The organism is Bacillus sp. VA15 (assembly GCF_055721145.1).
The window spans coordinates 21,735-47,188 of sequence record NZ_JBVQPQ010000007.1; the positions used below are offsets into that span (position 1 = coordinate 21,735).

Consider the following 25,454-nt stretch of genomic DNA (forward strand, 5'->3'; position numbering starts at 1 on the left):
ATGGAATGGAATTATCAGAAATTAGAGCAGAACTCGAAAATATGGCTTCTCGTTTAGCGGACTTTAGGGGGTCTCTTTGACCTCGAATCAAAGGAGGCCCGCATTGCTGAGCTAGATGAACAAATGGCTGATCCGGAATTCTGGAATGATCAGCAGAAAGCTCAAACGGTCATAAATGAAGCAAACGGTATAAAGGATTATGTCAATTCGTATAAAAAATTAAATGAATCACATGAAGAATTGCAAATGACTCATGATCTTTTGAAGGAAGAGCCGGACTCTGACCTCCAGCTTGAGCTTGAAAAAGAACTAAAATCATTAACAAAAGAGTTCAATGAGTTTGAGCTTCAGCTTCTTCTCAGTGAGCCGTATGATAAAAATAATGCGATTTTAGAACTGCACCCTGGTGCTGGCGGTACAGAGTCACAGGACTGGGGCTCTATGCTTCTTAGAATGTATACCAGATGGGGAGAACGCCGCGGCTTTAAAGTGGAAACGCTCGATTACCTTCCGGGTGATGAGGCGGGAATCAAGTCAGTTACATTGCTGATTAAAGGGCACAACGCCTACGGTTATCTCAAAGCAGAAAAAGGTGTCCATCGTCTCGTGCGGATTTCACCGTTTGATTCATCAGGCCGCCGCCACACGTCTTTCGTTTCATGTGAAGTCATGCCTGAATTTAACGATGAGATCGATATTGATATCCGTACGGAGGATATTAAAGTTGATACGTACCGTGCTAGCGGAGCGGGCGGTCAGCACGTCAATACGACGGATTCAGCCGTTCGGATTACTCACTTGCCGACGAATGTGGTCGTGACATGCCAAACGGAACGCTCACAAATTAAAAACCGTGAAAGAGCCATGAAAATGCTGAAGGCCAAGCTGTATCAGCGCAGAATTGAAGAACAGCAGGCAGAGCTGGATGAAATTCGCGGTGAACAAAAAGAAATCGGCTGGGGCAGCCAAATCCGTTCTTACGTATTCCATCCGTATTCCATGGTAAAAGACCATCGGACCAATACAGAAATGGGGAACGTTCAAGCGGTAATGGATGGAGACATTGATACATTTATTGATGCCTACCTGCGTTCTAAGCTATCATAAGCAGAAAAACACACCTGATGTATACAGGTGTGTTTTTTAATTTCTTCATATCCTTGATTTCACTGCTGCTTTAGCATATTACCACTGTATTTGGGTGTTATTTACATCTAATCAGGGAAGGATTAAAATGCTATCGGAGAGCACTGGAAGAAACGGAGGATATATGATGGATGTACGGAATCAAACACTTCGGGTTTTGCGGGATTATGTATACATATTAATAGGCGCGGCGATTACAGGTGTGTCCTTTAATGTATTTTTGCTTCCAAACAAGATTGCTGCCGGCGGTGTCAGCGGAATCAGCACAATTTTGCAGTCATATGGTTTTGAAGCGGCGTATGTACAGTGGATTATTAATATTCCTTTATTTATTGCCGGTGTCATTTTGCTCGGCGGAAAATTTGGGCTTAAGACGCTTGCGGGTTCTGTTTTTTTGCCGCTTGTTGTCTTTTTGACAAGAGATATTCAGCCCGCCACCCATCATGAGCTTCTGGCGGCGATTTTTGGCGGCGTAGGCATTGGTGTCGGAATTGGCATTGTGTACTTAGGGAAAGGCTCGACGGGAGGAACGGCCTTGGCTGCACAGATCATTCATAAGTACTCCGGTTTGTCATTAGGGACGTGTCTCGCCCTCATTGACGGATTGATTGTCGTTACGGCTATGATCGTATTTAATATTGAGCAAGGCTTATATGCCATGCTTGGCGTCTATGTGTCCAGCAAAACGATTGATGTCGTTCAAGTCGGCTTCAATCGTTCAAAAATGGCGCTCATTATTACAAAGCAGGAGCAGGCTGTAAAAGAAGCCGTTTTACAGAAAATTGACAGAGGCGTGACGAAAATTTCCGCGGTAGGCGGATATACTGACGATGACCGCCCGATTTTAATGTGTGTGGTTGGGCAAACTGAATTCACCAAATTGAAACAAATCGTCAAACAGATTGATGAGTCAGCTTTTGTGATTGTGGCGGATGCGAGTGAGGTGCTGGGCGAGGGTTTCAAACGCGCTTAAACGAGGTTATAATATGGAAGAGATCGTAAAGGAGTTGTGCTTCTCAACATGAAATCAAAGTTATCGATACTAATGCTTGTATTTGCGCTTTCTGTTCTATTGGCTGCCTGCGGTTCAAACGATGCAAAAGAAGAGAAGACAGACACCGGCAGCAAGACTGAAGCCTCAGCATCTGAAGGGGAAGAATTATATCAGCAAAGCTGCGTAGGCTGCCACGGAAAGGATTTAGAAGGTATGTCAGGGCCTAACCTCCAAGAGGTCGGAGGCAAATACGACGAAGACAAAATTGAAAGTATTATTAAAAACGGCCGCGGCAATATGCCGAAGGGGCTTGTCGATGATAAGGAAGCCGCTGTTATTGCCAAATGGCTGTCAGAAAAAAAGTAAGATGAAAAATCTTTGCCGCAGTGCAGGCAAGGATTTTTTTATGCCATGACAATATGAATGAAAAGAAACTGTAATAGTATTATGTCTAAATTTGACGTATAATGAAGTGTGTTGAAAAATGAAACTTTCAGATTTTTCATCTTTTTACAAATGAAAGGGTCATAAATTGTCGAATACATTCGAAGAGTATGACCGTGTGATAGATAAAATGACATAAAAGATTAGGTGATTTCATGATAGAGATGAAGGAAGTATACAAAGCCTATCCGAACGGCGTTAAAGCGCTCAATGGGATTTCTGTTACCATTCATCCCGGCGAGTTTGTTTATGTTGTCGGTCCGAGCGGAGCGGGTAAATCTACTTTTATTAAAATGATATACAGAGAAGAAAAACCGACAAAAGGACAAATTTTAATCAATCATAAAGATCTCGCTACAATTAAAGAAAAAGAGATTCCTTTTGTGCGCCGTAAAATAGGTGTTGTCTTCCAGGATTTTAAGCTTCTGCCTAAACTAACTGTTTTTGAAAATGTGGCATTTGCCCTTGAAGTGATTGGAGAACAGCCGTCTGTCATTAAAAAACGGGTGCTTGAAGTGCTTGATCTCGTGCAGCTGAAGCATAAAGCAAGACAATTTCCTGACACGCTTTCAGGCGGGGAACAGCAGCGTGTATCTATTGCCAGATCAATTGTGAACAACCCTGATGTTGTCATTGCTGATGAGCCTACAGGAAACCTTGATCCGGATACGTCCTGGGAAGTCATGAAGACGCTGGAGGAAATCAATAACCGCGGGACAACAGTCGTGATGGCGACACATAACAAAGAAATCGTAAACACCATTAAGAAACGTGTCATTGCAATCGAAGATGGTATCATTGTGCGTGATGAGTCAAGAGGGGAGTATGGTTCATATGATTAAAATTCTCGGGCGCCACTTGCGTGAGAGTTTTAAATCTCTCGGGAGAAACACATGGATGACGTTTGCATCCATTAGTGCTGTAACCGTTACGCTGATTTTAGTCGGCGTGTTTTTAGTGATTATGCTGAATTTGAATAACATGGCTTCGAATGCTGAAAAACAAGTCGAAATCAAAGTGTTGATTGATCTGACTGCAGATCAGAAGGCACAGGATAAGCTGCAGAGCGATATTAAGGATTTAAAGGGCATTCAAAGTGTCACTTTTTCATCTAAAGAAAAAGAGCTTGACCAGCTGGTTGACAGCTTTGGCGACAGTGGACAATCCCTGACAATGAAGGATCAGGAAAACCCGCTTAATGACGCGTTTGTCGTAAAAACGACAGATCCGCATGATACGCCGAACGTGGCGAAAAAGATTGAAAAAATGGATCATGTCTATAAAGTTACTTACGGAAAAGAAGAGGTCAGCCGTTTGTTTAAAGTGGTCGGCGTTTCCCGCAACATCGGAATCGCGTTAATTATCGGCCTGGTATTTACGGCGATGTTCTTAATTTCCAACACCATTAAAATTACAATTTTCGCAAGAAGAAAAGAAATTGAAATCATGAAGCTTGTCGGCGCGACGAACTGGTTTATCCGCTGGCCGTTTTTCCTTGAAGGATTGCTGCTTGGCGTATTCGGTTCAGTGATTCCGATCGCACTGGTGCTGAGCACTTACCAATACGTCATCGGATGGGTCGTTCCGAAGGTTCAAGGTTCATTTGTCTCTCTTCTTCCTTATAATCCATTTGTATTCCAAATTTCGTTAGTGCTTATTGCAATTGGCGCCGTAATTGGCGTATGGGGAAGTCTGACTTCCATCCGCAAGTTTCTGCGAGTATAAAGAGAAAAGCTGTCCCGCTACCGGGGCGGCTTTTCTTTTGCCTTCTTTTTCTTCTATGATTACATGAAATCTCCATCCTTTACATATACTATCTCTAGGTTTTGATAAAGACAGTCTGGCATACAGGAGGAGTAAAGGATGAAGCAAAAATTAATGGCTGTGATCGCAGCGGGGAGCATGTTGTTCGGAGGCGCCGGTGTATATGCGGGAATAAACCTGCTTGAGATGGATAAGCCCCAGACTGCAGCAGTTCCCGCGACGGCACAAGCTGACTCTGAACGGGATAAGGCTATGGACAAAATCGAAAAAGCGTATGAGTTAATTTCGAATGAGTACGTAGAAAAAGTTGATAGAGAAAAGTTGCTCGAGGGAGCCATCCAGGGAATGCTGTCAACACTAAATGATCCTTATTCTGTCTACATGGACAAGCAGACGGCTAAGCAATTTTCTGATTCTCTTGATTCCTCATTTGAAGGCATCGGGGCTGAGGTTGGAATGGAAGACGGCAAAATTATTATTGTTTCCCCATTTAAGAAATCGCCAGCGGAAAAAGCCGGGCTCAAGCCTAATGATGAAATCATCAGCATCAATGGAGAATCGATGGCCGGCAAGGATTTAAACCACGCTGTGTTAAAAATAAGAGGAAAGAAAGGGTCCAGCGTTTCAATGAAGATTCAGCGGCCTGGGACGAAGAAGCAGCTGTCATTCCGGATCAAAAGAGCTGAGATTCCGCTCGAAACGGTTTTTGCTTCAGAGAAAAAAGTGCAGGGGCATTCTGTCGGATATATCGCCATCTCTACTTTTTCTGAGCATACCGCGGAGGATTTTGCAAAAGAGCTGAAGGATCTTGAGAAAAAAGGAATAGAAGGCCTCGTTATTGATGTACGCGGCAACCCGGGCGGATATCTTCAAAGTGTGGAAGAAATTCTGAAGCACTTCGTCACAAAGGATCAGCCGTATATTCAAATTGCTGAACGCAATGGAGATAAAAAACGTTATTTTTCAACATTGACCCATAAAAAATCATATCCTGTCAATGTGATCACGGATAAAGGGAGTGCCTCCGCATCAGAAATTCTTGCTGGCGCATTAAAAGAAGCAGGGCATTATGATGTTGTAGGTGATACGTCTTTTGGTAAGGGAACGGTTCAACAGGCTGTTCCGATGGGAGACGGCAGCAACATCAAATTGACGCTTTACAAGTGGCTGACGCCAAATGGGAATTGGATTCATAAGAAAGGAATTGAGCCGACCATTGCAATTAAGCAGCCTGATTATTTTTCCGCCGGGCCCTTGCAGCTGAAAGAGCCGCTTAAAGTGGATATGAACAATGAAGACGTCAAGCATGCACAGGTATTATTAAAAGGCCTGAGCTTTGATCCGGGACGTGACGATGGCTATTTCAGCAAAGACATGAAAAAAGCGGTTATGGCCTTTCAGGATCAAAATAAGCTGGATAAAACGGGTGTAATCGACACTCGCACTGCAGAGGCATTAAATCAGCTGGTAGAAAAGAAAAAATCCGACGAAAAAAATGACTTGCAGCTTCAAACAGCGCTTAAATCATTATTTGTCAATTAAAGGAGATGGTGTCCCATCTCCTATTTCTTTATACTTAACGATAAAATGAACCATAAGTCACATAAAAATTGAGTTTTTGACAAGAAATTAAAAAAATTTTCACAAATAAACATTTATAAAGGACTGTGATTACCCGATATCAATATATGAGAGAGACTTTCTAACGAGATAATATGCATTTAAAATGAAACTTTTGCAAGTTGCCTAGTCTTTGTTTACTTCATACAATATAAGAAGGTTCTAAAAAGAACAGTAATCAGGTTTATGGCAGCTGAACGACAGGTATTAAAGAGTAACGTTAGCGAGAATGCTTGTTAGCACTCCAGTACTGCTGCTTATACTGGCCCGTGCTTATCTGTATAAAGAAAATGGGGGTTCACAATTGAAGAGGGCAAGTATTGTGCGTGAAAAAAAATATTATGAATTAGTTGAACAATTAAAAGACAGAACACAAGATGTAACATTTTCGGCTACAAAAGCACTAAGTCTTCTTATGCTATTCAGCAGGTATTTGGTCAATTACACCAATGTCGAATCAGTAAATGACATCAATGAAGAATGTGCCAAACATTATTTTAATTACTTAATGAAAAACCATAAGCGACTAGGAATCAATCTGACAGATATAAAAAGGTCGATGCATCTGATCAGCGGGTTATTGGATGTGGATGTAAACCATTATTTAAAGGATTTTTCACTATCGAATGTCACGCTGTGGATGACGCAAGAGAGATAAACCCTCCTGAGGATATCCAAGCCACTTAATATTTGATAGAATATGAGTAACATGTTTGGCTTGAGGCGGTGAAAGATAGTGTCTGTTCAATGGGGAATTGAACTGTTAAAAAGTGCGGGCCTGTTCTTCTTACACCCGCTTTTCTGGTTTTTTATCATCATAAGCCTGGCTTTCGGCTATGTTAGAATCAAACGGGAACGTAAAACCTTTCATACAAGAATAGCAGATATTTATGATGATCTGAAATTTACTTATACAAAGGGACTGATCCCTGGTCTCCTTTTGTCAGTTGTTTTAGGCGTACTCGGAATCTCGATTCCTCTCGGTTTACTTGCGATTATTGCCGTTATCACTGCAGTGGCAGCGCTCACTCTTCGCGCAAACTGGATGTCTGCTGCATATATCGTCAGTGTGAGTATGCTGATAGGTTTTGGACTGCAAATGTATCAGGCGGAGCCTTTTCTAGAGAGATTTCCGCAAGGATTTGCAGTCGTTTGGCCGGCTATGGGTGTGTTTTTAGGCTTGCTGATTATCATTGAAGGAGCGGTTGCTTATCGTTCTGCACATGTGAGAACATCACCGGCACTTGTCGTAAGCAGCCGCGGTTTGCCGATTGGACAGCAGCTGGCAAACCGGATATGGCTTTTGCCGCTGTTCCTTCTCGTACCCGGTAACGGATTAGAATCGCACCTCAGTTGGTGGCCTGTGTTTACTGTTCCTGGTGGCTCATTCCATTTTCTATGGATTCCTTACTTTGTCGGATTCGGGCAAAGGGTGCAGGGGTCGCTGCCTGAAACGAGCATAAGGATCACAGCGAAACGCGTTTGTATTCTCGGCCTTGCCGTCACAGTTCTCGGTGCAGCGAGCTTACTGTGGACGCCGCTTGCGGGTGCAGCCGTCTGTGTGGCTGTTTTAGGACGTATTTTTCTGTCCATTAAGCAAAGGGTGAATGATAACGCGGCTCCGTTTTATTTCTCGAAACGTGATCAGGGCTTAATGGTGCTTGGGATTATACCAAACACACCTGCTGAGGATCTGGAATTGAAAATCGGGGAAATCATTACGAAAGTTAATGGCATACCGGTTAAGAATGTTTCTGATTTTTATGAAGCGCTCCAGCATAACCGTGCATATGTGAAGCTTGAAATTATCGGTTTGAATGGAGAAATTCGTTTTGATCAGCGAGCTTCTTATGAGGGAGAACATCATGAATTGGGTATCCTTTTCGTAAAGGATGACCGTGAAGACGAAGCAGCCGCTTTGTCCGGATCATAAAAGACAGCCCGGCACCGCGAGAAGATGTGGTGCCGGGCTGTTTTGTGTTATGCTGAGTTTTTTTCCATCCGTGCCGTTTCATCAGATTTGATGCCTAATGAAACAAAAACGCCAATAATGGATACAGCAAAGAGAATCATAAATAAGGTGTGATATCCCGAAATCAAGCCGATTAAGGCTGATGAAATGATGCTTCCGAAATAACGGAAGGTCGAGAAAATACCAGACGCCACTCCTGACATGCCGGGGTCTACTGTGGCAAGGGAAGACACCTGCATGCTGGTCAGGCCGACTCCGGACGCGAGCCCGCCCAGGATAAGAGAGAGCATGAGGAACAAGACGGAATGTGAGCTGCTTAACAGCAAAAATAATAGATTCGCTCCAGCCATCATGGCAAATGAAAGAAAAATGATTTTTTTTGCTCCCCATTTGTGATGGAGCTGGGCGCCGACCCAGTTGCTGGCCGACATGAATATCGAAAATACAGAGAGCGCCATGCCGCTGTTAGACGTATTAAGCCCAAATTGGCTCGTCATGAATAACGGCATGATCAATAAAACGGCATACATCATCAGATTGCTTAATAAGACTGATAGATTGGCATTTGTAAAGGTTGAGCTTTTAAACAGAGTAAAATCAATAATTGGGTGCTGTGTGCGTTTTTCTCTTCTGAAAAAAAGCGGGACAAAAAGAAGTATCAATACACTGTATACCGCATAGCCCCATGAAGCCTCGTTTTTCGTCAGCAGGATAATCGAAACGATGCTGCCTGCAAGCAAGACAGAGCCGATAATATCCAGTGGCGCGTCAGATTTATTTTCTTTATATTGAGGGAACATGGTTAATGCCGTAAATAAAGCAATGGCGAGAAATGGGATGTTGACCCAAAAAATCGAATGCCAGCTGAAGCTGTCAATCAGTATAGAGCCAATAAAAGGCCCGAGTGCTGCCCCAAGTCCTGCGCCAAGTCCAAAAAATCCAAACACCTTCGGAAGGCGTTTTTCAGAAACAACGTGACGGATAATGGCAATGCTGTTTGGCGTAAGCAGTGCACCGCCGACAGCCTGCAATGCCCGAAAGACAATCAACAGCAGCAGGCTCGGTGAGAGTGCGCAGCCTAAGGACGCGATTAGAAAAAGGCCGACGCCCCATAAGTACATGGTTTTATTGCCGTACATGTCACCAAGTTTTCCGGCAATCGGCTGTGTGACTGCCATCACGATTAAATAAACGGTAACCACCCAAGTGATGCTGGCGATGGACTCGTTATACGTATGGGATATAGATGAGAGCGCGACCGCGATCATCGTGGAGTTAATGGGAACCAGGATGGCCCCTAATAATAGCGAGACGATCAGCGCCCATTCTTTTCTTGAACTCATTGGGATCCTCCTTTTTGTTATGCCAAGGAGTTCATCACGAAATTCCTTTGACAAATAGAGCTGTGCTATGCTCTAGCATTTTTTCCTGGGGCATTGAAATCACCCGGTCTCCTAAATGGAGACGGTGAATAAAATAACCGAAAATAATCGACATAAACACGTCGGCATGCTCCGCTTCATTTCCTGTCTGAATAACCCCTTTTTCACCCATTGTTTTGAGATAATCAACCAATAGCTGTTTCATAGATTGGGGATATTCTGTTACGTGGTTGATGACATCTTGAAACATGGCCGGTTCACGAAAGCTGATTTTAATGATATCTTTTCTATGTTCCAGCTCCTCTAAGAGACAGGTTCCGATATGAAGCAGGTCTTTGTACAAATCGCCTTCAGTTTGTTCCAGAATGCTGCTTCTGTTTGGAGAATGCTGAGAAAGCAAAGCCTCGACTAGTCCCTGTTTGTTTTTAAAATTCCTGAAAATCGTCGCTTCACTTACATTTGCTTTTTCTGCAATTTCTTTTGTAGTCGTTGCGCGATATCCTTTTTTGACAAGCAGCTGCATGGCAGCGTCAAGGATTCTCTTGTTTGTCGGTCTCAATACGTTTCACCTCACGAATATACTGGCAGGACAAGTATACACCTGCCCCGCTTGTATAAGAAAGAGGGAGGACGCATCAGGCCCGGCTGACAACTGTGATTTTGCCGTTGCTTCCATCAACAGTGATGATGTCACCGTCCCGAAGTCTTTCCGTTGCTGTACGTGTGCCGAGAACGGCGGGAATGCCGTATTCGCGAGCAATGATTGCAGCGTGAGACAAAATGCCGCCTGTATCTGTAATAATTGCTTTTGCGTCTTGGAACAGGCTGGTCCATAGCGGTGTGGTCATTTTGCAAACGAGGACATCCCCAGGCTCGAATTGAGAAAATTCACTGGCGTCCCGAATGATTTTGACCGGACCTGTTGCAATGCCGCTTGATGCAGCAATGCCAAAAATATGATTCTCCGTGTTTTTTTCATCCTCTATCACAGCGCCGACAATTTCTTCTGCAGCTTTGAGCTGTTCTTTTGTCGGAGTGCCGAGATAGGCAGGGGCTTGAGCAAGCTCATACTCGTGAAAGGTCTGTCTGCGTTTTTCAGCCTTTTCTTGCAGGGATACAGGGTGAAGAAGCGCGTTTTCCACTTCATCATCATATAAGAACCAAAGGTCTTCACAATTTTGAATGACACCGTTTTCCGCCAACAATTCACCTACCTTAAGCAAAAAGACTCTCGCCTTGGCATCCAGCATGGCGTCAATATAAAAGTGATGATCATCCTTTATATTTGCAGCGTTCAACGTCCACTGATAATAACGGTCAAATTCTTTCCGTAAATCGGGATCATTTATGTTTTTCAAGAATTCATTGTATAATTTCTCTCGTTTTTCTTTCGTTTTCTGAAATTCATTGTCAAAATGATAGCCATTGCGGACATAATTTTGAATATTGGCAAGGGCATAATACGGATTTTCTGCCCAGGTCTCTTGAATCAGATCATGGCTCTTTACAGATCGCCATCCGTATTCCTGTAAAAATTCATGGAGGTTCTTCAGGAAGTGTCTGCCCTCATCTGTTTGTTCCATTTTTTCCTGCAGCTGTTCCGGCTTGGTGTTTTCAAAAATGGACAGCAGATTCGGGTTTTCCTGAACTTCAACAGAAAATAGCCACAGGCGGCGGTCTGTTTCCAGTGATTTGTTCATTTTGCCTGTCAGCATCTCGTAAAAATGAGCGTTTTGGGATTCTCCTTGAATATGTTGGTACATCGCTTGCAATTTGTTTGTTAGAAGAACTTGCGGAAAAACGATATTGAAGTGCTCCTCATAAGCCGTGAGATAAAAAGCCTTTAATTTTTGAAAAGCATCTAGTGCACTTTCTGCAGTATGCTCAGTTTGTGTGAGCTGGTCAAGCGTTCTATAAAATGGGAGGTATGTGTGATTGATGATGTCATACATACGCTCCGATAATATTGGAAAAAGCTCTTTGCCGCAGTCTTTAGAAGGTGGCTGTTGTCCGCCTTGGTTTTTGGAATAAATGTGCCCGCGATAAAGTTTTACTTCGTCAACAACAACACCAATCGGGAACTTTTGCATGCTCTTCTTTAAGCCATACTCCAATGCCGGTACGATCAAGGATGAAAATAACGGGCTCACCGGACCTTCAATATTTGACTCCATGTTGAGCCAGAAATCATTCATATCAGCGTCTGTAATCATGAAGCTGCGTTCTTCTTCTGCTTCCTTTTTGTCCTGATCAATGGTTGTAATCGGGCGGGCCTGCAGAAGGTATACTTGATGATCAGCGATTCCGAATTCTATATCGACTGGATATCCGTACAGGTCTTCGGTTTTTTTCGTGATTTCAGTCAGTTCAATTACTTGTTCATCTGCAAGGCAAAAACGGCTGCGCATATCTTCGCTCGTTTCTTTTTCTGTGATTCCTTCTGCTGCAGACTCCATATAGATTTCCTTTGCACCTATTTCTTTCTGAATTTCAAACGAAGATTTATTGACTATAAATGTGTCTGGGGTGACACTTCCCGAAACGACAGCTTCCCCCAAACCATAGCTGGCGCTGATTAATAGCTCTCTATCATCATGGGTAACAGGATTACGGCTGAAAATAACACCTGATACCTCTGAATCGATCAGGCCCTGAACGACAACTCCCATTAACGGCTCTGCGATTTGGTTATTCATTTTTTTCTTATAGCTGCTGACTCGGCCAGAGAAAAATGAGGCCCAGCATTCTTTCACTTTAGTGAGAAACTCTTCCTCTGTTTTAATATTTAAGTAGGTTTCATATTGACCCGCGAATGAAGCGCCTTCTAAATCTTCTGAGGCAGATGAAGAACGCACGGCAACGGATTGGTATGATTCTCTCAGCTTGTAGAAGGAACTTGTCAGCTCATGTTTCAGTTCTTCAGAAAACGTTCCGGCGATGATCCCGCTTTCGATGTTTTCGCTAGTTTCATGAAGCTGGTTATCCTCCATAAAACGGGCGAGCGCATTCGTCTGAATAATAAACCCGTCCGGAACAGGAAGACCGTGTTTGGTCAATTTAATCAAGTTCATGCCTTTTGCTCCAGCAAGCTGGCTGGACTCTTCTGCTTGGCGAAATATTACAGAATACATATTTGAAACCCCTCTTTCCTTCATTTTGTTTTTCTCTCTAGTCTTTTTATGACGGAGCCTGTGTTTAAAAAATGATAGTAAACACTATCATTCAATTGTAGGTTTTCAGGAAAATGCTGTCAAACGCAGAAAGCCCTAAATAAAATGAATAGTTAAGTTAGTTATATTATCATGAAAAATGGGGCCAGGCTGGTGCTGTATGCCTATTTTTCTTATATTCTCGGAATCTGGCGGCGGGCATGCTTTAATAAAAAAAGTGCCGCTGATTGGAACAGCGGCACTCATGTAAATTCATATATGTTCTTACTTTATGGAATAAGTGAAATCATAGTTGCTTATTGTGCTGTAGTCGCCATCATGGGATTTCAGCCTCATATACACACGTTCTCCGGACTTCTTAATCGAGAGTAAGTTCCTCCTTGGCCATGATCTTCAGTTTGGATAACAATTGTCCAAAGGAACCATTCTTCATCGGCAGCCGTCTGAAGCTTCCATCTATAATGATTATCGAGAAGAACTTCGAGGGCTGAACTTTTTTTTTATCAGCTAGACTTGTGATTGCAAAAGCAGGTTGTGATGCCATAAGGAGACCGGGGAGTACCGCTGCTGTTGAAACATATGTAACGAACTTGAACTTCATATTTGTCCACTCCCTGTCCATTTTTGTATTGAACTGCCCAGATCTACAACCATACTATATAACTCTGCTTGTTTATCTTGTGAATCATTCCATTCTATTATTTATCATTGTTTGATCTATTGATGTTTCTATTGACTGGGACCAAAGCGCAAATATAGTGATTGATTTTGGCTGAAAAAGGGTATGGTGTAGAAAGAGGGAACGATTGCACGATTGTCCGATTCTTCATTTTTTACTATAATCAGATGAGATGAAGAATCCCTGAGGAGGGTTTTTGTTGATTACAAAAGCCGTTTTTGCATTGTTTTTCCCTTTTATGCTCGTTGTTCTTTTTACAAGAGTCACCTTTAATCATTATGTGGCGATCGCTCTAACAGCTGCATTGCTGTTTGCCTCTTATTTAAAAGGCTATACAGAAACGTATTTTATTGTAGGATTGGATGTTGTGTCTCTTGTGGCTGGCGGGCTTTATATGGCCAAAAAAGCTGCTGAGAAAAAAGAAGAATAAATCGGACATAATGAATATAAAGACTGAATTCCTGCTTTTACGTTTTAAAAGCAGGTTTTTTATACACGAAAACAGCTGGAAATAAAAAACCACCGAACTTTAGTTCGTATTTTTAGTGATTTTGCATTCCATTGTGTTACTATATCTATAGGAAGATTTCGTTAAAGAAACGGAGGCTTATTTTGTGAAAGATCGCTTTGAGTTAGTCTCGAAATATCAGCCCCAGGGAGATCAGCCGAAAGCTATTGAAAAACTTGTAAAAGGAATTCAGGAGGGCAAGAAGCATCAGACTCTGCTGGGGGCGACAGGAACGGGCAAAACATTTACGGTGTCCAATTTGATTAAAGAAGTCAATAAGCCGACGCTTGTCATTGCCCATAACAAAACCCTCGCCGGACAGCTTTACAGTGAGTTCAAGGAATTTTTTCCGAACAACGCTGTCGAGTATTTTGTCAGCTACTATGATTATTATCAGCCGGAGGCGTATGTGCCTCAAACGGATACGTTTATAGAGAAAGACGCAAGTATTAATGATGAAATAGATAAATTAAGACACTCCGCAACATCGTCTCTGTTTGAGCGGAGAGATGTCATTATTATTGCGAGTGTGTCTTGTATATATGGTCTCGGTTCGCCTGAAGAATACCGGGAAATGGTCGTGTCACTGCGGTCTGAAATGGAAATTGAGCGCAACGAGCTGCTCAGAAAGCTTGTAGACATCCAATATGCCCGCAACGATATCGACTTTCAGCGCGGTACATTTCGTGTGCGCGGAGATGTAGTGGAAATCTTCCCGGCATCCCGTGATGAACACTGTATCAGAGTCGAGTTTTTCGGAGATGAAATCGAGCGGATCCGAGAAGTGGATGCCTTGACAGGAGAAATTCTCGGCGACCGTGATCATGTCGCGATTTTCCCGGCATCCCACTTCGTAACGCGGGCCGAGAAAATGGAGAAAGCGATTCAAAATATCGAGAAAGAGCTTGAGGAGCAGCTGAAGGTCATGCATGAAAACGGCAAGCTGCTTGAAGCGCAGCGTTTAGAGCAGCGGACAAGATATGATCTTGAAATGATGCGGGAAATGGGTTTCTGCTCCGGCATTGAAAACTATTCAAGACATTTGACGCTTCGGCCTCCAGGTTCAACACCGTATACGCTTCTTGATTATTTTCCTGACGATTTTATGATCGTGGTGGATGAGTCGCATGTGACAATTCCTCAGGTGCGCGGCATGTTTAACGGAGACCAGGCGCGGAAACAGGTACTCGTGGATCACGGTTTTCGGCTTCCGTCAGCGCTTGATAACCGTCCGCTCCGTTTTGAAGAGTTTGAAAAGCATATGCACAATATCGTGTATGTATCAGCAACGCCAGGGCCGTATGAGATTGAGCACACGGATGAAATGGTCGAGCAGATCATCCGTCCGACAGGGCTTCTTGACCCGCTGATTGATGTGCGTCCGATTGAAGGCCAGATTGATGATTTGATCGGTGAAATTCAAGCAAGAATTGAGCGGAATGAACGGGTGCTCGTGACAACCCTGACGAAAAAAATGTCAGAAGACCTGACCGATTATTTAAAGGAAATCGGCATTAAAGTAAACTATCTGCATTCAGAGATTAAGACGCTTGAACGGATTGAAATTATCCGTGATCTGCGTCTCGGCAAGCATGATGTGCTTATCGGCATCAACCTGCTGAGGGAAGGGCTCGACATTCCTGAAGTATCTCTCGTTGCGATTTTGGATGCGGATAAGGAAGGCTTCCTTCGTTCTGAGCGTTCGCTGATCCAGACCATCGGACGGGCAGCAAGAAACTCAGAAGGCCGCGTCATTATGTACGCAGATAAAATGACGAAGTCTATGGAAATTGCGATTAATGAAACAAAACGCCGCCGCGAGCAGCAGGAGCGATTTAACGAAGAGCACGGCATTACGCCAAAAACGATAAATAAAGAAATTCGCGATGTCATTCGTGCCACAGTAGCAGCTGAGGATAAAGCGGAATACAAAACAAAAGCCGCGCCGAAGCTGTCGAAAATGACGAAGAAAGAACGCCAGAAAGTCGTTGAACAGATGGAGCACGAAATGAAGGAAGCAGCCAAGGCGCTTGACTTTGAAAGAGCCGCGGAGCTTCGCGATTTACTTTTAGAGCTAAAAGCGGAAGGATGATGAACAAATGGCTATGGATCGGATAGAGGTGAAGGGAGCCCGGGCGCATAACCTGAAAAATATCGATGTAACGATTCCAAGAGATCAGCTTGTCGTTGTTACGGGTTTGTCCGGATCAGGGAAATCCTCCCTTGCCTTTGATACCATATATGCAGAAGGGCAGAGACGGTATGTCGAGTCATTGTCTGCCTATGCCCGCCAGTTTTTAGGACAGATGGATAAGCCGGATGTCGATGCGATTGAGGGGCTGTCTCCCGCCATCAGCATCGATCAGAAAACCACGAGTCGCAATCCGAGGTCTACTGTCGGTACGGTAACTGAAATTTATGATTATCTGCGTCTTTTGTATGCGAGAGTAGGGAAGCCTCATTGTCCGGAGCACGGAATTGAGATTACATCGCAGACCATCGAGCAAATGGTCGACAGAATTCTGGAATACCCGGAACGGACGAAGCTTCAGGTGCTGGCCCCGATCGTATCGGGCCGTAAAGGCGCCCATGTCAAAGTCCTTGACCAGATCAGAAAACAAGGTTATGTCAGAGTCAGAATTGACGGCGAAATGGCTGAGCTTTCTGATGATATTGAATTAGAAAAGAATAAAAAGCATTCGATTGAGGTTGTCATTGACCGGATTGTGGTGAAAGAAGGTGTGACGGCCCGTCTGTCAGATTCATTGGAAACGGCGCTTCGTTTAGGTGAAGGGCGGGTCATGATTGATGTCATCGGTGAGGAAGAGCTGATGTTTAGTGAGCATCATGCCTGCCCGCACTGCGGTTTTTCAATTGGTGAGCTTGAGCCGCGGTTGTTTTCGTTCAATAGCCCGTTCGGAGCGTGTCCGACGTGTGACGGTCTCGGAATGAAGCTTGAAGTGGATGCGGATCTCGTCATCCCCAATCAAGATTTGTCATTAAAGGAGAATGCGGTCGCCCCTTGGACACCGATCAGTTCACAGTATTATCCGCAGCTTCTTGAGGCGGTCTGCACCCATTATGGGATTGATATGGACGTGCCAGTAAAAGATCTGCCGCAGCATCAGCTGGATAAAGTGCTGTACGGCAGCGGAGACGACCTGATTTATTTCCGTTACGAAAATGATTTTGGGCAAATCCGTGAAGGCGAAATTCAATTTGAAGGCGTATTGCGCAATATTGAAAGACGGTATAAGGAGACAGGCTCTGATTTCATCCGTGAGCAAATGGAGCAGTATATGTCTCAGAAGTCTTGTCCGACATGCAAAGGCTATCGGTTAAAGAAAGAGGCGCTTGCCGTACTGATTGACGGCCGCCACATCGGAAAAATTACCGAGCAGTCTGTAGCCGACGCACTTGCTTTCTTCAAAGGCCTTACCCTTTCTGAGAAGGATATGCAGATTGCCAATTTGATCTTGCGTGAAATTGTGGAGCGTTTAAGCTTTCTGGACAAAGTCGGCCTTGATTACCTGACATTGAGCAGGGCAGCGGGAACATTGTCCGGGGGAGAGGCGCAGCGCATCAGGCTGGCAACGCAAATCGGCTCGCGCTTATCCGGTGTGCTTTATATTTTAGATGAACCGTCTATCGGCCTGCATCAGCGTGATAACGACCGCTTGATCAGCGCTCTGAAAAATATGAGAGACCTTGGGAACACGCTGATTGTTGTCGAACACGATGAGGACACGATGATGGCAGCCGATTATTTAATAGATATTGGACCTGGTGCCGGCATTCACGGCGGTCAGGTGATGGCTGCGGGTACGCCAGAAGAAGTGATGGAAGATCCAAATTCATTAACGGGCAGCTATTTATCGGGGGAAAAGTTCATCCCATTGCCACCTGAAAGAAGAAAGCCGGACGGCCGTTACATTGAAATTAAAGGCGCTGCAGAAAACAACCTGAAAAAAGTGAATGCCAAGTTCCCGCTTGGAACGTTCACAGCGGTTACAGGGGTTTCCGGCTCAGGAAAGAGTACTCTCGTCAATGAAATTTTGCATAAGGCGCTGGCGCAAAAGCTTCATAAAGCGAAGGCGAAGCCCGGCAGCCATAAAGAGATTAAAGGTTTGGATCATTTAGACAAAGTCATTGATATTGATCAGGCGCCAATTGGAAGAACGCCGAGATCCAACCCTGCGACATACACCGGTGTGTTTGATGACATTCGGGATGTATTCGCGCAGACAAATGAAGCGAAGGTCCGCGGCTATAAAAAAGGCCGTTTCAGCTTTAACGTGAAGGGCGGGCGCTGTGAAGCCTGCCGCGGAGACGGGATTATTAAAATTGAAATGCACTTCCTTCCTGACGTGTATGTTCCGTGCGAGGTGTGCCACGGCAAACGCTATAACCGTGAAACGCTTGAAGTGACGTACAAAGGAAAAAGCATCTCTGATGTGCTTGATATGACGGTTGAAGATGCTCTTTCTTTCTTTGAAAATATCCCGAAAATCAAGCGTAAGCTCCAAACCCTTTTTGATGTTGGCTTAGGTTATATTACGCTCGGTCAGCCAGCGACAACCTTGTCGGGCGGAGAAGCGCAGCGTGTGAAGCTTGCATCAGAGCTGCACAAACGCTCAACGGGGCGTACGCTCTACATTTTAGACGAGCCGACGACAGGTTTGCACGTCGACGACATCGCCAGACTCCTTGTCGTGCTTCAGCGTTTGGTTGACAATGGAGATACAGTACTCGTCATTGAGCACAATCTTGATATCATTAAGACGGCGGATTACATTGTCGATCTGGGGCCAGAAGGCGGAGCCGGAGGCGGAACCATTGTCGCGTCAGGAACGCCTGAGGAAATCACTGAAGTGGAAGAATCGTATACAGGCCGTTATTTGAAGCCTGTTATGGAGCGTGACAAAAAACGCATGACATCGCTCTTGGAAGCGAAAGAAACGGCAACATCTTAAAACCCTCTTTTCAGAGGGAATTCAGCTTGTCAGCAAGTCCATCCTCGGGCTTAGCAGGCAAGCTTTTTCTTTAGGGTTTTTGTGTGATAGTTTAGAATAGTCTTTTTAAAATGGGGAAAATTTCTTTGGGAAAATGCCTAAACATTTACAAAGTGCTACCGATAAATGAATTGAAAGGCGGATGATGTTTTCCATATTAAGCAAAAAAGTCCTATTAAGGGATTTGAATCTATCCTTAATCAATTACCGGATCTACATAAGTTAGAAGCTTTACTGGGATCTCATACGCCAGAAATCAAAGAAAAGGAAGTCTTTGATTTCAAAAACAAATACACATGGAGGTATTTTACACATGAGAATTAACCACAATATCGCAGCACTTAACACACTGAACCGTTTATCTTCAAACAACGGTGCAGCACAAAAGAACATGGAGAAACTTTCTTCAGGTCTTCGTATCAACCGTGCGGGAGATGACGCAGCGGGTCTTGCGATCTCTGAAAAAATGAGAGGACAAATCAGAGGTTTAGAAATGGCTTCTAAAAACTCTCAAGACGGAATCTCTCTTATCCAAACAGCTGAGGGTGCATTGACTGAAACTCATGCGATCCTTCAACGTATGCGTGAACTTACTGTTCAAGCAGGAAACACAGGTACACAGCAAGCAGAAGATCTTGGTGCAATTAAAGATGAAATGGATGCACTTATTGAAGAAATTGACGGCATTTCAAACCGTACTGAGTTCAACGGCAAAAAGTTATTAGATGGAACTGAAACTGATGGTTTCACTTTCCAAATTGGTGCAAATGCTGGCCAACAGCTTACAGTTAACATTGACAGCATGTCAGCAAATGCTTTAGGAGTAGACACACTTAATGTAAAAGATTTTCCTACTACTCCTTTTGATACTCAACTTGAAAGTATTGATACTGCAATCAACAATGTGTCAAAACAACGTGCTAAACTCGGTGCGGTACAAAACCGTCTAGAGCACACTATCAACAACTTAGGCGCATCTAGTGAAAACTTGACAGCTGCTGAGTCTCGTATCCGTGACGTTGACATGGCTAAAGAAATGAGCGAGTTCACAAAGAACAACATTCTTTCTCAAGCTTCTCAAGCTATGCTTGCTCAAGCTAACCAACAGCCGCAAAACGTACTTCAATTATTACGTTAATTTCTGAACGGCTATATATTTCTGATAGTCACAGCTTGCCGACAGGTCCATTAGTTGGATATGCCGGCAAGCTTTTTTTGTTACAATCATTGTGTGACAGCCAGGGAGTCACTTGTTTCTTTAAAACAAAAAAAGGCAAGATATTGTCATCTAACCTTTAGCTTGATTTCAGTTATAATGAATGCAACTTTTTCCGCAATTACAAAGTCTTCTTATACAGCTGCTTACTTACACTCATTAAATCTTGAACGATATGCGTGTTGCTGCTGTCAAGCAGTACTTTTATGTATTGAATATCGTGAGAGATCGGAAGAGGTCCGTGGATCTGTTCAAGCTCAGCGATCATTTCACGATTCATTCTTTTTTGTTCACGAATCAGCTTTAACACCGATTCCTGTGTTACTGTATGGTCACTGGGGTCTTTCTCCATTGCTTGTCCAGCCTCCTTGATTGCCGTAAGCTTTTTACATATTGTAATCGGTACAGCCAGAGGATTCTACTTCTAAAACTTTTTAAAATCCAATTTCCGTAAATCGGAGCATGTCTAAAGAATGAGTTTGAAACCTGCTGACGTTTTAAACGTATATATAAGTAAAACGTCCTTGATCTTTTGTCATGGGTAAAATTCACAATAGGAGTGTGGAATGAATTGAACCGTAATCAAGCTATTATTGCATCACTTTGCTATTTCAGTGTGTTCATTGCGCCAATCATTGTGCCGATTGTCGCTTATTTTGTTGTAGATGAGAAAGAAACAAAACGCCATGCGATACGTTCTCTTATTTCTCACATTGTTCCTTTTGCCGGCTGGCTGGTCCTTTTTATCGCTTTTCTGGGCGGAGCCATTGCCATTGATGGAGACAGCCTGCTGCCTGTATTTGTGATCATTGGGGGAGCAGTTATTTATTTCTTAGTTGTTATTGGCATTATGATTTGGAATGTGATTCAGGGCATTAAGGTGCTGCGTGCAGCATAAGTAGACAATGGGGAGGAGATCGTCATGAAGCAAGAAAAGGAACGAATCCTTAAGCTTGTTGAGGAAGGAAAGCTTACAGCACAAGAGGCTTTGACACTGATTGAAAAACTTGACAGCGACTACAAGGAAAAAGAAGAAAAAATCACAGCGCTCTCAGTTCATGTACATGACGAGGAAGAGCCGTTTACAGCAGAAAAAAAAGAAAGCAGCAAGCCGTCTTTAGGAGCCAAGCTGTTTGATTGGATTGATTCCGCTGTGAAAAAGGTCAAGGAAGTTGACCTTGATTTGAACTTTGGCCATGCGTATGATGTTCAGCACATTTTTCAATTTAAAGATACTGACTTCTCTAGTGTTGAGCTTCAAATTGCCAACGGCAGCGTGAATATCGTCCCTTGGGAAGACGAGGATATCAGAGCGGAATGCCAGGCAAAGGTATATCGCGCTGACAGCCAGGATGCGGCGAGACATGCATTTCTTCAGCATATTGAATGTGAAATCAAAGGAAATAAGTTTTTTATCCGTACTGAGAAGAAAACAATGAAAACCAATGTGACTTTATATATTCCCCAGAAGGAGTATGATAAGATTCGGGTGAAGCTGTTTAATGGGCCGGTCAGAGGGGAACATTTACATGTAAAAGAGTTCTCGGCGAAAACGACAAACGGCGTGCTGTCGTTCTCGCATTTAACAGCCGAAAAAGCCACAGCCGAAACGGCCAACGGGCAAATTAAGCTTGCCAGCCACAGCTGTGGCACGATAGAAGCGGAAACCATTAACGGATTGATCGATCTCCGTGGGAGAAGCGAATCCATTGACGTTCAAAGCTTTAACGGAAATATTGCGATTCACGTAACAGACTCTGACTGCCGCTCCATTTATACCAAAACGACAACTGGAAATGTGGAGCTTTCGATTCCGGACGATCTTGCAGTGAAGGCAGAGCTAAAAAGCAATCTTGGTTCGTTGTCCCATGAATTAATGGATGTTGAGATGCTGAAAGAAAAAAATGATACCATTCAAAAAGAAATGTTGTTCACTTCAAATCAGGCACATGATCAAAACATCACCGTCTTCTCAGAATCATTAACAGGCGCCATCAAACTAAAGTACTCACAGAGGTGATCAAATGAATAGGCTTTATCGTTCAGAAAAAAACAAGAAAATGGCCGGTGTCATCGGAGGTCTCGCGGAATATTTCAATTGGGATGCATCACTCCTCAGAGTCATAACTGTCATCCTAGCTATTATGACAAGTGTTTTCCCTGTTTTGCTCATTTATATCATTTGGATTTTTATCGTCCCGTCAGAAAGGGATATGAAATGACATGGTAAAATGGGCAGTCAGCATTTTGGTAAATGCATTGTTATTAATCGTCATTGATGGATACATTGACTCCATTCATGTCAGCAGCATTGGGGCAGCGATTATCGCCAGCCTCATTTTATCGATCTTAAACGTGCTGATTAAACCGCTTTTGATTATCTTTACACTGCCGGTCACGATGGTAACGCTTGGTCTCTTCTTGTTTGTGATTAACGCCATCACCCTGATGATGACCGCGTCCATTATGGGTGACAGTTTTCAAATTGACGGCTTCGGCACAGCGATATGGGCATCTGTTATCCTGTCGGTGTTCCATTTGCTGATTCAAAAAGGCATTTTAGAGCCGCTGCGAAAGAAATAAAAAAAGCTGCCATACAGAAGGCAGCTTTTTTTACATGTGGTGTTTTTTTTGTTTTACGCGCTTCTGCGGCGGATACATTTGCGGTAGAAGGCAAAAGCTCAATGCGGCAAATACAAGGCCTAAGAGTCCAAAGGACATGGCAGACGGCATCAGTGTGAGCAGATAGGCGGATATCATCGGACCTGCCGCCATGCCTGTATATCTGATAAAGTTAAAAACTCCGATTGCACTCCCTCTATTGTGTTCAAATTCATTGGTGATCATTGTGGAGTACAAGGGAGGGATGACCCCCATCGAGATGCCAAACAGTGCCAGTGTGAGAGCCATGAGAATGAGAGAAACGGAATGTGTAACGGCGAACAACATGATACTGCAGACTGCGATTACATTGCTGCCGATAAACAAGGTGCTCAGCGCGATTTTCGCCTGTATTTTTTTAAACAGAAACGTACCGGCAATCGTGCTTAGCGCCAGTGGCAAATATAACAGTCCTGCTATGCTCACATCAATATGATAATGCTCCGTCAGCAATATCGGGAGGTAGACGATCACCGCAAAATAAATGAAAAAGAGGACAAAACTTAAGGTCAAAATGACGTTTCCTATTCGATTTGTAAATATTGATTTGTAATGAGCGAACACATTGCCTTGGGCTTGCTGCTTAGATCCAGCGGGAGAGTCCTTAGGAAAGATGATGCTGTTTGTCACCAGCATAACGACAGAGATGGCCGTAAGCATCCAAAAGATCCCTTCGTACCCGGCTGCTCCGCCTATGAATCCCCCGAGAACGGGGGCGATAGCCGGCGCGGCGGACAGGAGCATTTGATATGTTCCCATTGCACTCCCGCGGTCACTGCCTGTAAACAGCTGTCCGATCGTTGTGGCAGCAATAAGAGGCAGTGCTGCGGAACCGGCAGCCTGTATCATTCTGAATATCAGAAACAAAGTAAAGTCAGTGGTTACCGCACAGCCGATGCTGGCAGCTGCCGTTGCCATAATTCCGGCAATCAAGACAAACCGCGCGCCTTTAAAATCGATGACGGTCCCTAATATAATTTGCATAATCGCTGTCACAATCATAAAAACTGAGACTGACAGGTTTACCATTGCTGCGGAAACATGGAATGATTCTTTAATAATCGGGATAATAGGTGAATAAATGTTTTGGCTTAAAGATGCAAAAAATGCGCTGAAGCAAACAATGTATAAGATCAATACCGCCTTTGATTTTGTTTGAGTCATAAGTGTACACCGCCTTTTTGTTTACTTTACAGGTTTGTCCGGAGTCTCATCGTTTTGTTCTGCTTCAAGTGTAGATGTCAGCTGCTCTAGAAATTTCAATACAGCATTTTGTTCGTCTTGTGAAAATGAGTCGAGGAATTGGTAAAAAGCCAGCTCCTTTTTTTTATGCAATTTCTCATGCAAGTCGAAAATCCGTCTGCCTTTACGAGTTAATTTGAAATACACTTCTTTTTTGTTATCTGTCAGCTGATAGCTGTTAATGAATTCTTCCTTGATCAGTTTTGTGCTGATTTTCGTTACATTCGCTTTCGATAAGTTCATTTTTCTGGCGATTCCCGCATTGTTAATGGGTTCATGCTGGCCGATACAGTCAATGACATGAATGCTTGTCATGTTTTTAGGGATATCGATCACATCCTCCTCTGCGGCCTCCTTAAAAAATTGCTGAAGTGAAGTATTCGCTTTTTGTTCATTAAGGTGCAGCAGTCTCACATATATGTCGTATATCATCTGCTTCGTCAAATCAGACATAGGCTACCTTCTTTCTTAGGAATAATAGTTTACGATGAAACAATAAACAATATTGTTTACCGGTGAACAATATTATTTTATCTTTTCTTGTTTTCGTTGTCAATTGCTGGTGTTTAAGCTTTATTTGGTGTTGCGTCATGCTGAATATGAGTGTAAAAAGTGTGTGAAAAATGTGACATTTACATTTATTTTCAAATATTTGGGTACAGATTATATTGACGGGTAGAGGAATAAGGGATAAAATGACTAATGTTTACTAGTAAACATTAATTATGATATGCACCTTGAAAAATGAACATAGAAGTTTGAATCTTAACATAATTCGCTTGGTAACTTTAAGTGCTGCCTGCCATTCGTCTTGTTCAGTTGTGCCAGTTGTTCCAACTCTTTATGAGGGTGATGACTTAAAGCGGGATAAGTTTTTTAGGGGTGAATGAGATGACCGAAATGGCGACGGAAAGAAAGCCTATAGATTTTACTGCTGAGCCACTGACACAAAATTGCAGAGAAATATTTGAACGGCGCCAGCATGTTTTGGTGGGGATCAGCCCATTTAACAGCAGGTTTTCTGAAGATTATATTTACAGATTGATTGGATGGGCGACAGCTGAATTTAAAAGCGTTTCCGTTTTGCTTGCGGGGCATGAGGCGGCTAACCTTCTTGAAGCGCTCGGAACTCCCAGAGGCAAGGCTGAACGAAAGGTAAGGAAAGAGGTATCGCGAAACAGGAGATTTGCAGAAAGGGCTCTTGCGGCTCATGGCGGGGACACGAAGGCGATTCATACATTTTCTGATTTCACGGAAAACAAAGCCTATCAGCTGATGAGACAAGAAGTTGAACATGCGTTTTTTGAGCAGCCACATTTTCGGCATGCTTGTTTGGACATGTCTCGTGAAGCGATTATCGGGCGTGCACGCGGAATCAGTTTGATGATGGAAGAAGTCAGTGAGGATATGCTGAATTTGGCTGTGGAATATGTCATTGCTGAGCTGCCGTTTTTTATCGGAGCTCCGGATATTCTTGAGGTGGAAGAGACGCTCCTTGCTTATCATCGTCCGTGGAAGCTGGGTGAGAAGATCAGTAACCATGAATTTTCTATTCGTATGCGGCCGAATCAAGGGTATCTCATTGTGCAAGAAATGGCGCAGATGCTTTCTGAAACACGGATCACATCTGAAGGATGATAGGGG

The 25,454-nt window shown here is 43.5% G+C and carries 24 protein-coding genes; 17 read left to right on the plus strand and 7 right to left on the minus strand.

Going from position 1 to position 25,454, the window contains the following annotated elements:
* The first annotated feature begins 5 nt into the window (after positions 1-5).
* The 8 genes from prfB (at position 6) to minJ (ending at position 7,901) form a co-directional block, all read left to right on the plus strand.
* Positions 6-1,107 (plus strand): peptide chain release factor 2 gene (gene prfB, locus AC0DBE_RS16700; RefSeq protein ID WP_114151180.1). Its coding sequence is split into 2 segments (ribosomal slippage): positions 6-77 and positions 79-1,107, totalling 1,101 coding nucleotides; the frame shifts between segments, so codons are not numbered across the junction.
* Between the two features lie 166 nt (positions 1,108-1,273).
* The gene (locus AC0DBE_RS16705) at positions 1,274-2,119 is read left to right on the plus strand and encodes a YitT family protein (RefSeq protein WP_014115330.1); all 846 of its coding nucleotides are present in this window, start codon (positions 1,274-1,276) and stop codon (positions 2,117-2,119) included.
* A gap of 48 nt (positions 2,120-2,167) precedes the next feature.
* The gene (gene cccB / locus AC0DBE_RS16710; protein WP_014115329.1) at positions 2,168-2,506 is read left to right on the plus strand and encodes a cytochrome c551; all 339 of its coding nucleotides are present in this window, start codon (positions 2,168-2,170) and stop codon (positions 2,504-2,506) included.
* Between the two features lie 233 nt (positions 2,507-2,739).
* Complete coding sequence (gene ftsE / locus AC0DBE_RS16715) at positions 2,740-3,426, plus strand: cell division ATP-binding protein FtsE (RefSeq protein ID WP_003219741.1); 687 nt, start codon at positions 2,740-2,742, stop codon at positions 3,424-3,426.
* Complete coding sequence (gene ftsX, locus AC0DBE_RS16720; RefSeq protein WP_061188071.1) at positions 3,419-4,309, plus strand: permease-like cell division protein FtsX; 891 nt, start codon at positions 3,419-3,421, stop codon at positions 4,307-4,309. Before ftsE ends, ftsX begins: the two co-directional genes overlap by 8 nt.
* A 138-nt stretch (positions 4,310-4,447) precedes the next feature.
* On the plus strand, positions 4,448-5,890 hold the full coding sequence (gene ctpB / locus AC0DBE_RS16725; protein ID WP_061187832.1) for a carboxy-terminal processing protease CtpB: 1,443 nt from the start codon (positions 4,448-4,450) through the stop codon (positions 5,888-5,890).
* Positions 5,891-6,272: 382 nt separating this feature from the next.
* The gene (gene swrA / locus AC0DBE_RS16730) at positions 6,273-6,626 is read left to right on the plus strand and encodes a swarming motility protein SwrAA (RefSeq protein WP_015251121.1); all 354 of its coding nucleotides are present in this window, start codon (positions 6,273-6,275) and stop codon (positions 6,624-6,626) included.
* Between the two features lie 78 nt (positions 6,627-6,704).
* Entirely contained in the window at positions 6,705-7,901 is a 1,197-nt protein-coding gene (minJ, locus tag AC0DBE_RS16735; protein ID WP_014115326.1) for a cell division topological determinant MinJ, read from the plus strand.
* 47 nt (positions 7,902-7,948) lie between these two features.
* Here minJ and AC0DBE_RS16740 read toward each other — a convergent pair whose 3' ends face one another.
* From AC0DBE_RS16740 to AC0DBE_RS16755, 4 genes are all read right to left on the minus strand, one after another.
* Positions 7,949-9,283: an MFS transporter gene (locus AC0DBE_RS16740; protein ID WP_061187833.1), complete on the minus strand. Its 1,335-nt coding sequence runs from the start codon at positions 9,281-9,283 to the stop codon at positions 7,949-7,951.
* 34 nt (positions 9,284-9,317) lie between these two features.
* Positions 9,318-9,881, minus strand: coding sequence for a TetR/AcrR family transcriptional regulator (locus tag AC0DBE_RS16745; protein WP_014115324.1), 564 nt, complete (start codon positions 9,879-9,881; stop codon positions 9,318-9,320).
* A 76-nt stretch (positions 9,882-9,957) separates the two neighbouring features.
* The gene (locus AC0DBE_RS16750; protein WP_472962947.1) at positions 9,958-12,453 is read right to left on the minus strand and encodes a PEP/pyruvate-binding domain-containing protein; all 2,496 of its coding nucleotides are present in this window, start codon (positions 12,451-12,453) and stop codon (positions 9,958-9,960) included.
* Between the two features lie 397 nt (positions 12,454-12,850).
* Positions 12,851-13,093 (minus strand): hypothetical protein, encoded by a 243-nt coding sequence (locus AC0DBE_RS16755; RefSeq protein ID WP_242733829.1) that lies wholly within the window; start codon positions 13,091-13,093, stop codon positions 12,851-12,853.
* Positions 13,094-13,370: 277 nt separating this feature from the next.
* On the opposite strand from AC0DBE_RS16755, the gene AC0DBE_RS16760 reads away from it, so the two are divergent.
* The 4 genes from AC0DBE_RS16760 (at position 13,371) to hag (ending at position 19,829) form a co-directional block, all read left to right on the plus strand.
* The gene (locus AC0DBE_RS16760; RefSeq protein ID WP_003228053.1) at positions 13,371-13,601 is read left to right on the plus strand and encodes a CsbA family protein; all 231 of its coding nucleotides are present in this window, start codon (positions 13,371-13,373) and stop codon (positions 13,599-13,601) included.
* Positions 13,602-13,785: 184 nt separating this feature from the next.
* Positions 13,786-15,771: an excinuclease ABC subunit UvrB gene (gene uvrB, locus AC0DBE_RS16765; RefSeq protein ID WP_014115321.1), complete on the plus strand. Its 1,986-nt coding sequence runs from the start codon at positions 13,786-13,788 to the stop codon at positions 15,769-15,771.
* A gap of 7 nt (positions 15,772-15,778) precedes the next feature.
* The gene (uvrA, locus tag AC0DBE_RS16770; protein WP_472962951.1) at positions 15,779-18,652 is read left to right on the plus strand and encodes an excinuclease ABC subunit UvrA; all 2,874 of its coding nucleotides are present in this window, start codon (positions 15,779-15,781) and stop codon (positions 18,650-18,652) included.
* Between the two features lie 352 nt (positions 18,653-19,004).
* Positions 19,005-19,829 carry a flagellin Hag gene (gene hag, locus AC0DBE_RS16775; protein WP_061187836.1) on the plus strand — a complete coding sequence of 275 codons (825 nt, stop codon included), beginning with the start codon at positions 19,005-19,007 and terminating at the stop codon, positions 19,827-19,829.
* A 199-nt stretch (positions 19,830-20,028) separates the two neighbouring features.
* On the opposite strand, the gene AC0DBE_RS16780 is transcribed toward hag, so the two are convergent.
* Positions 20,029-20,259, minus strand: coding sequence for a hypothetical protein (locus tag AC0DBE_RS16780; protein WP_472962953.1), 231 nt, complete (start codon positions 20,257-20,259; stop codon positions 20,029-20,031).
* Between the two features lie 219 nt (positions 20,260-20,478).
* On the opposite strand from AC0DBE_RS16780, the gene yvlA reads away from it, so the two are divergent.
* The 4 genes from yvlA to AC0DBE_RS16800 are packed head-to-tail and all read left to right on the plus strand — an operon-like array spanning position 20,479 to position 22,490.
* Entirely contained in the window at positions 20,479-20,805 is a 327-nt protein-coding gene (gene yvlA / locus AC0DBE_RS16785) for a protein YvlA (RefSeq protein WP_003219765.1), read from the plus strand.
* 24 nt (positions 20,806-20,829) lie between these two features.
* Positions 20,830-21,927, plus strand: a complete 1,098-nt coding sequence (locus AC0DBE_RS16790; RefSeq protein WP_061187838.1) for a DUF4097 family beta strand repeat-containing protein — start codon at positions 20,830-20,832, stop codon at positions 21,925-21,927.
* 4 nt (positions 21,928-21,931) lie between these two features.
* Positions 21,932-22,129 carry a PspC domain-containing protein gene (locus AC0DBE_RS16795; RefSeq protein WP_014115317.1) on the plus strand — a complete coding sequence of 66 codons (198 nt, stop codon included), beginning with the start codon at positions 21,932-21,934 and terminating at the stop codon, positions 22,127-22,129.
* Between the two features lies 1 nt (position 22,130).
* The gene (locus AC0DBE_RS16800; protein WP_003219771.1) at positions 22,131-22,490 is read left to right on the plus strand and encodes a phage holin family protein; all 360 of its coding nucleotides are present in this window, start codon (positions 22,131-22,133) and stop codon (positions 22,488-22,490) included.
* 30 nt (positions 22,491-22,520) lie between these two features.
* Here AC0DBE_RS16800 and AC0DBE_RS16805 read toward each other — a convergent pair whose 3' ends face one another.
* Positions 22,521-23,732 (minus strand): MFS transporter, encoded by a 1,212-nt coding sequence (locus AC0DBE_RS16805; RefSeq protein WP_472962957.1) that lies wholly within the window; start codon positions 23,730-23,732, stop codon positions 22,521-22,523.
* Between the two features lie 21 nt (positions 23,733-23,753).
* Positions 23,754-24,263: a pulcherriminic acid biosynthesis transcriptional regulator PchR gene (pchR, locus tag AC0DBE_RS16810; protein ID WP_014115315.1), complete on the minus strand. Its 510-nt coding sequence runs from the start codon at positions 24,261-24,263 to the stop codon at positions 23,754-23,756.
* Between the two features lie 438 nt (positions 24,264-24,701).
* On the opposite strand from pchR, the gene pchC reads away from it, so the two are divergent.
* A complete protein-coding gene (pchC, locus tag AC0DBE_RS16815; RefSeq protein ID WP_072182558.1) occupies positions 24,702-25,448 on the plus strand; it encodes a cyclo(L-leucyl-L-leucyl) synthase in 747 nt (248 codons plus the stop codon).
* Positions 25,449-25,454 lie beyond the last annotated feature (6 nt).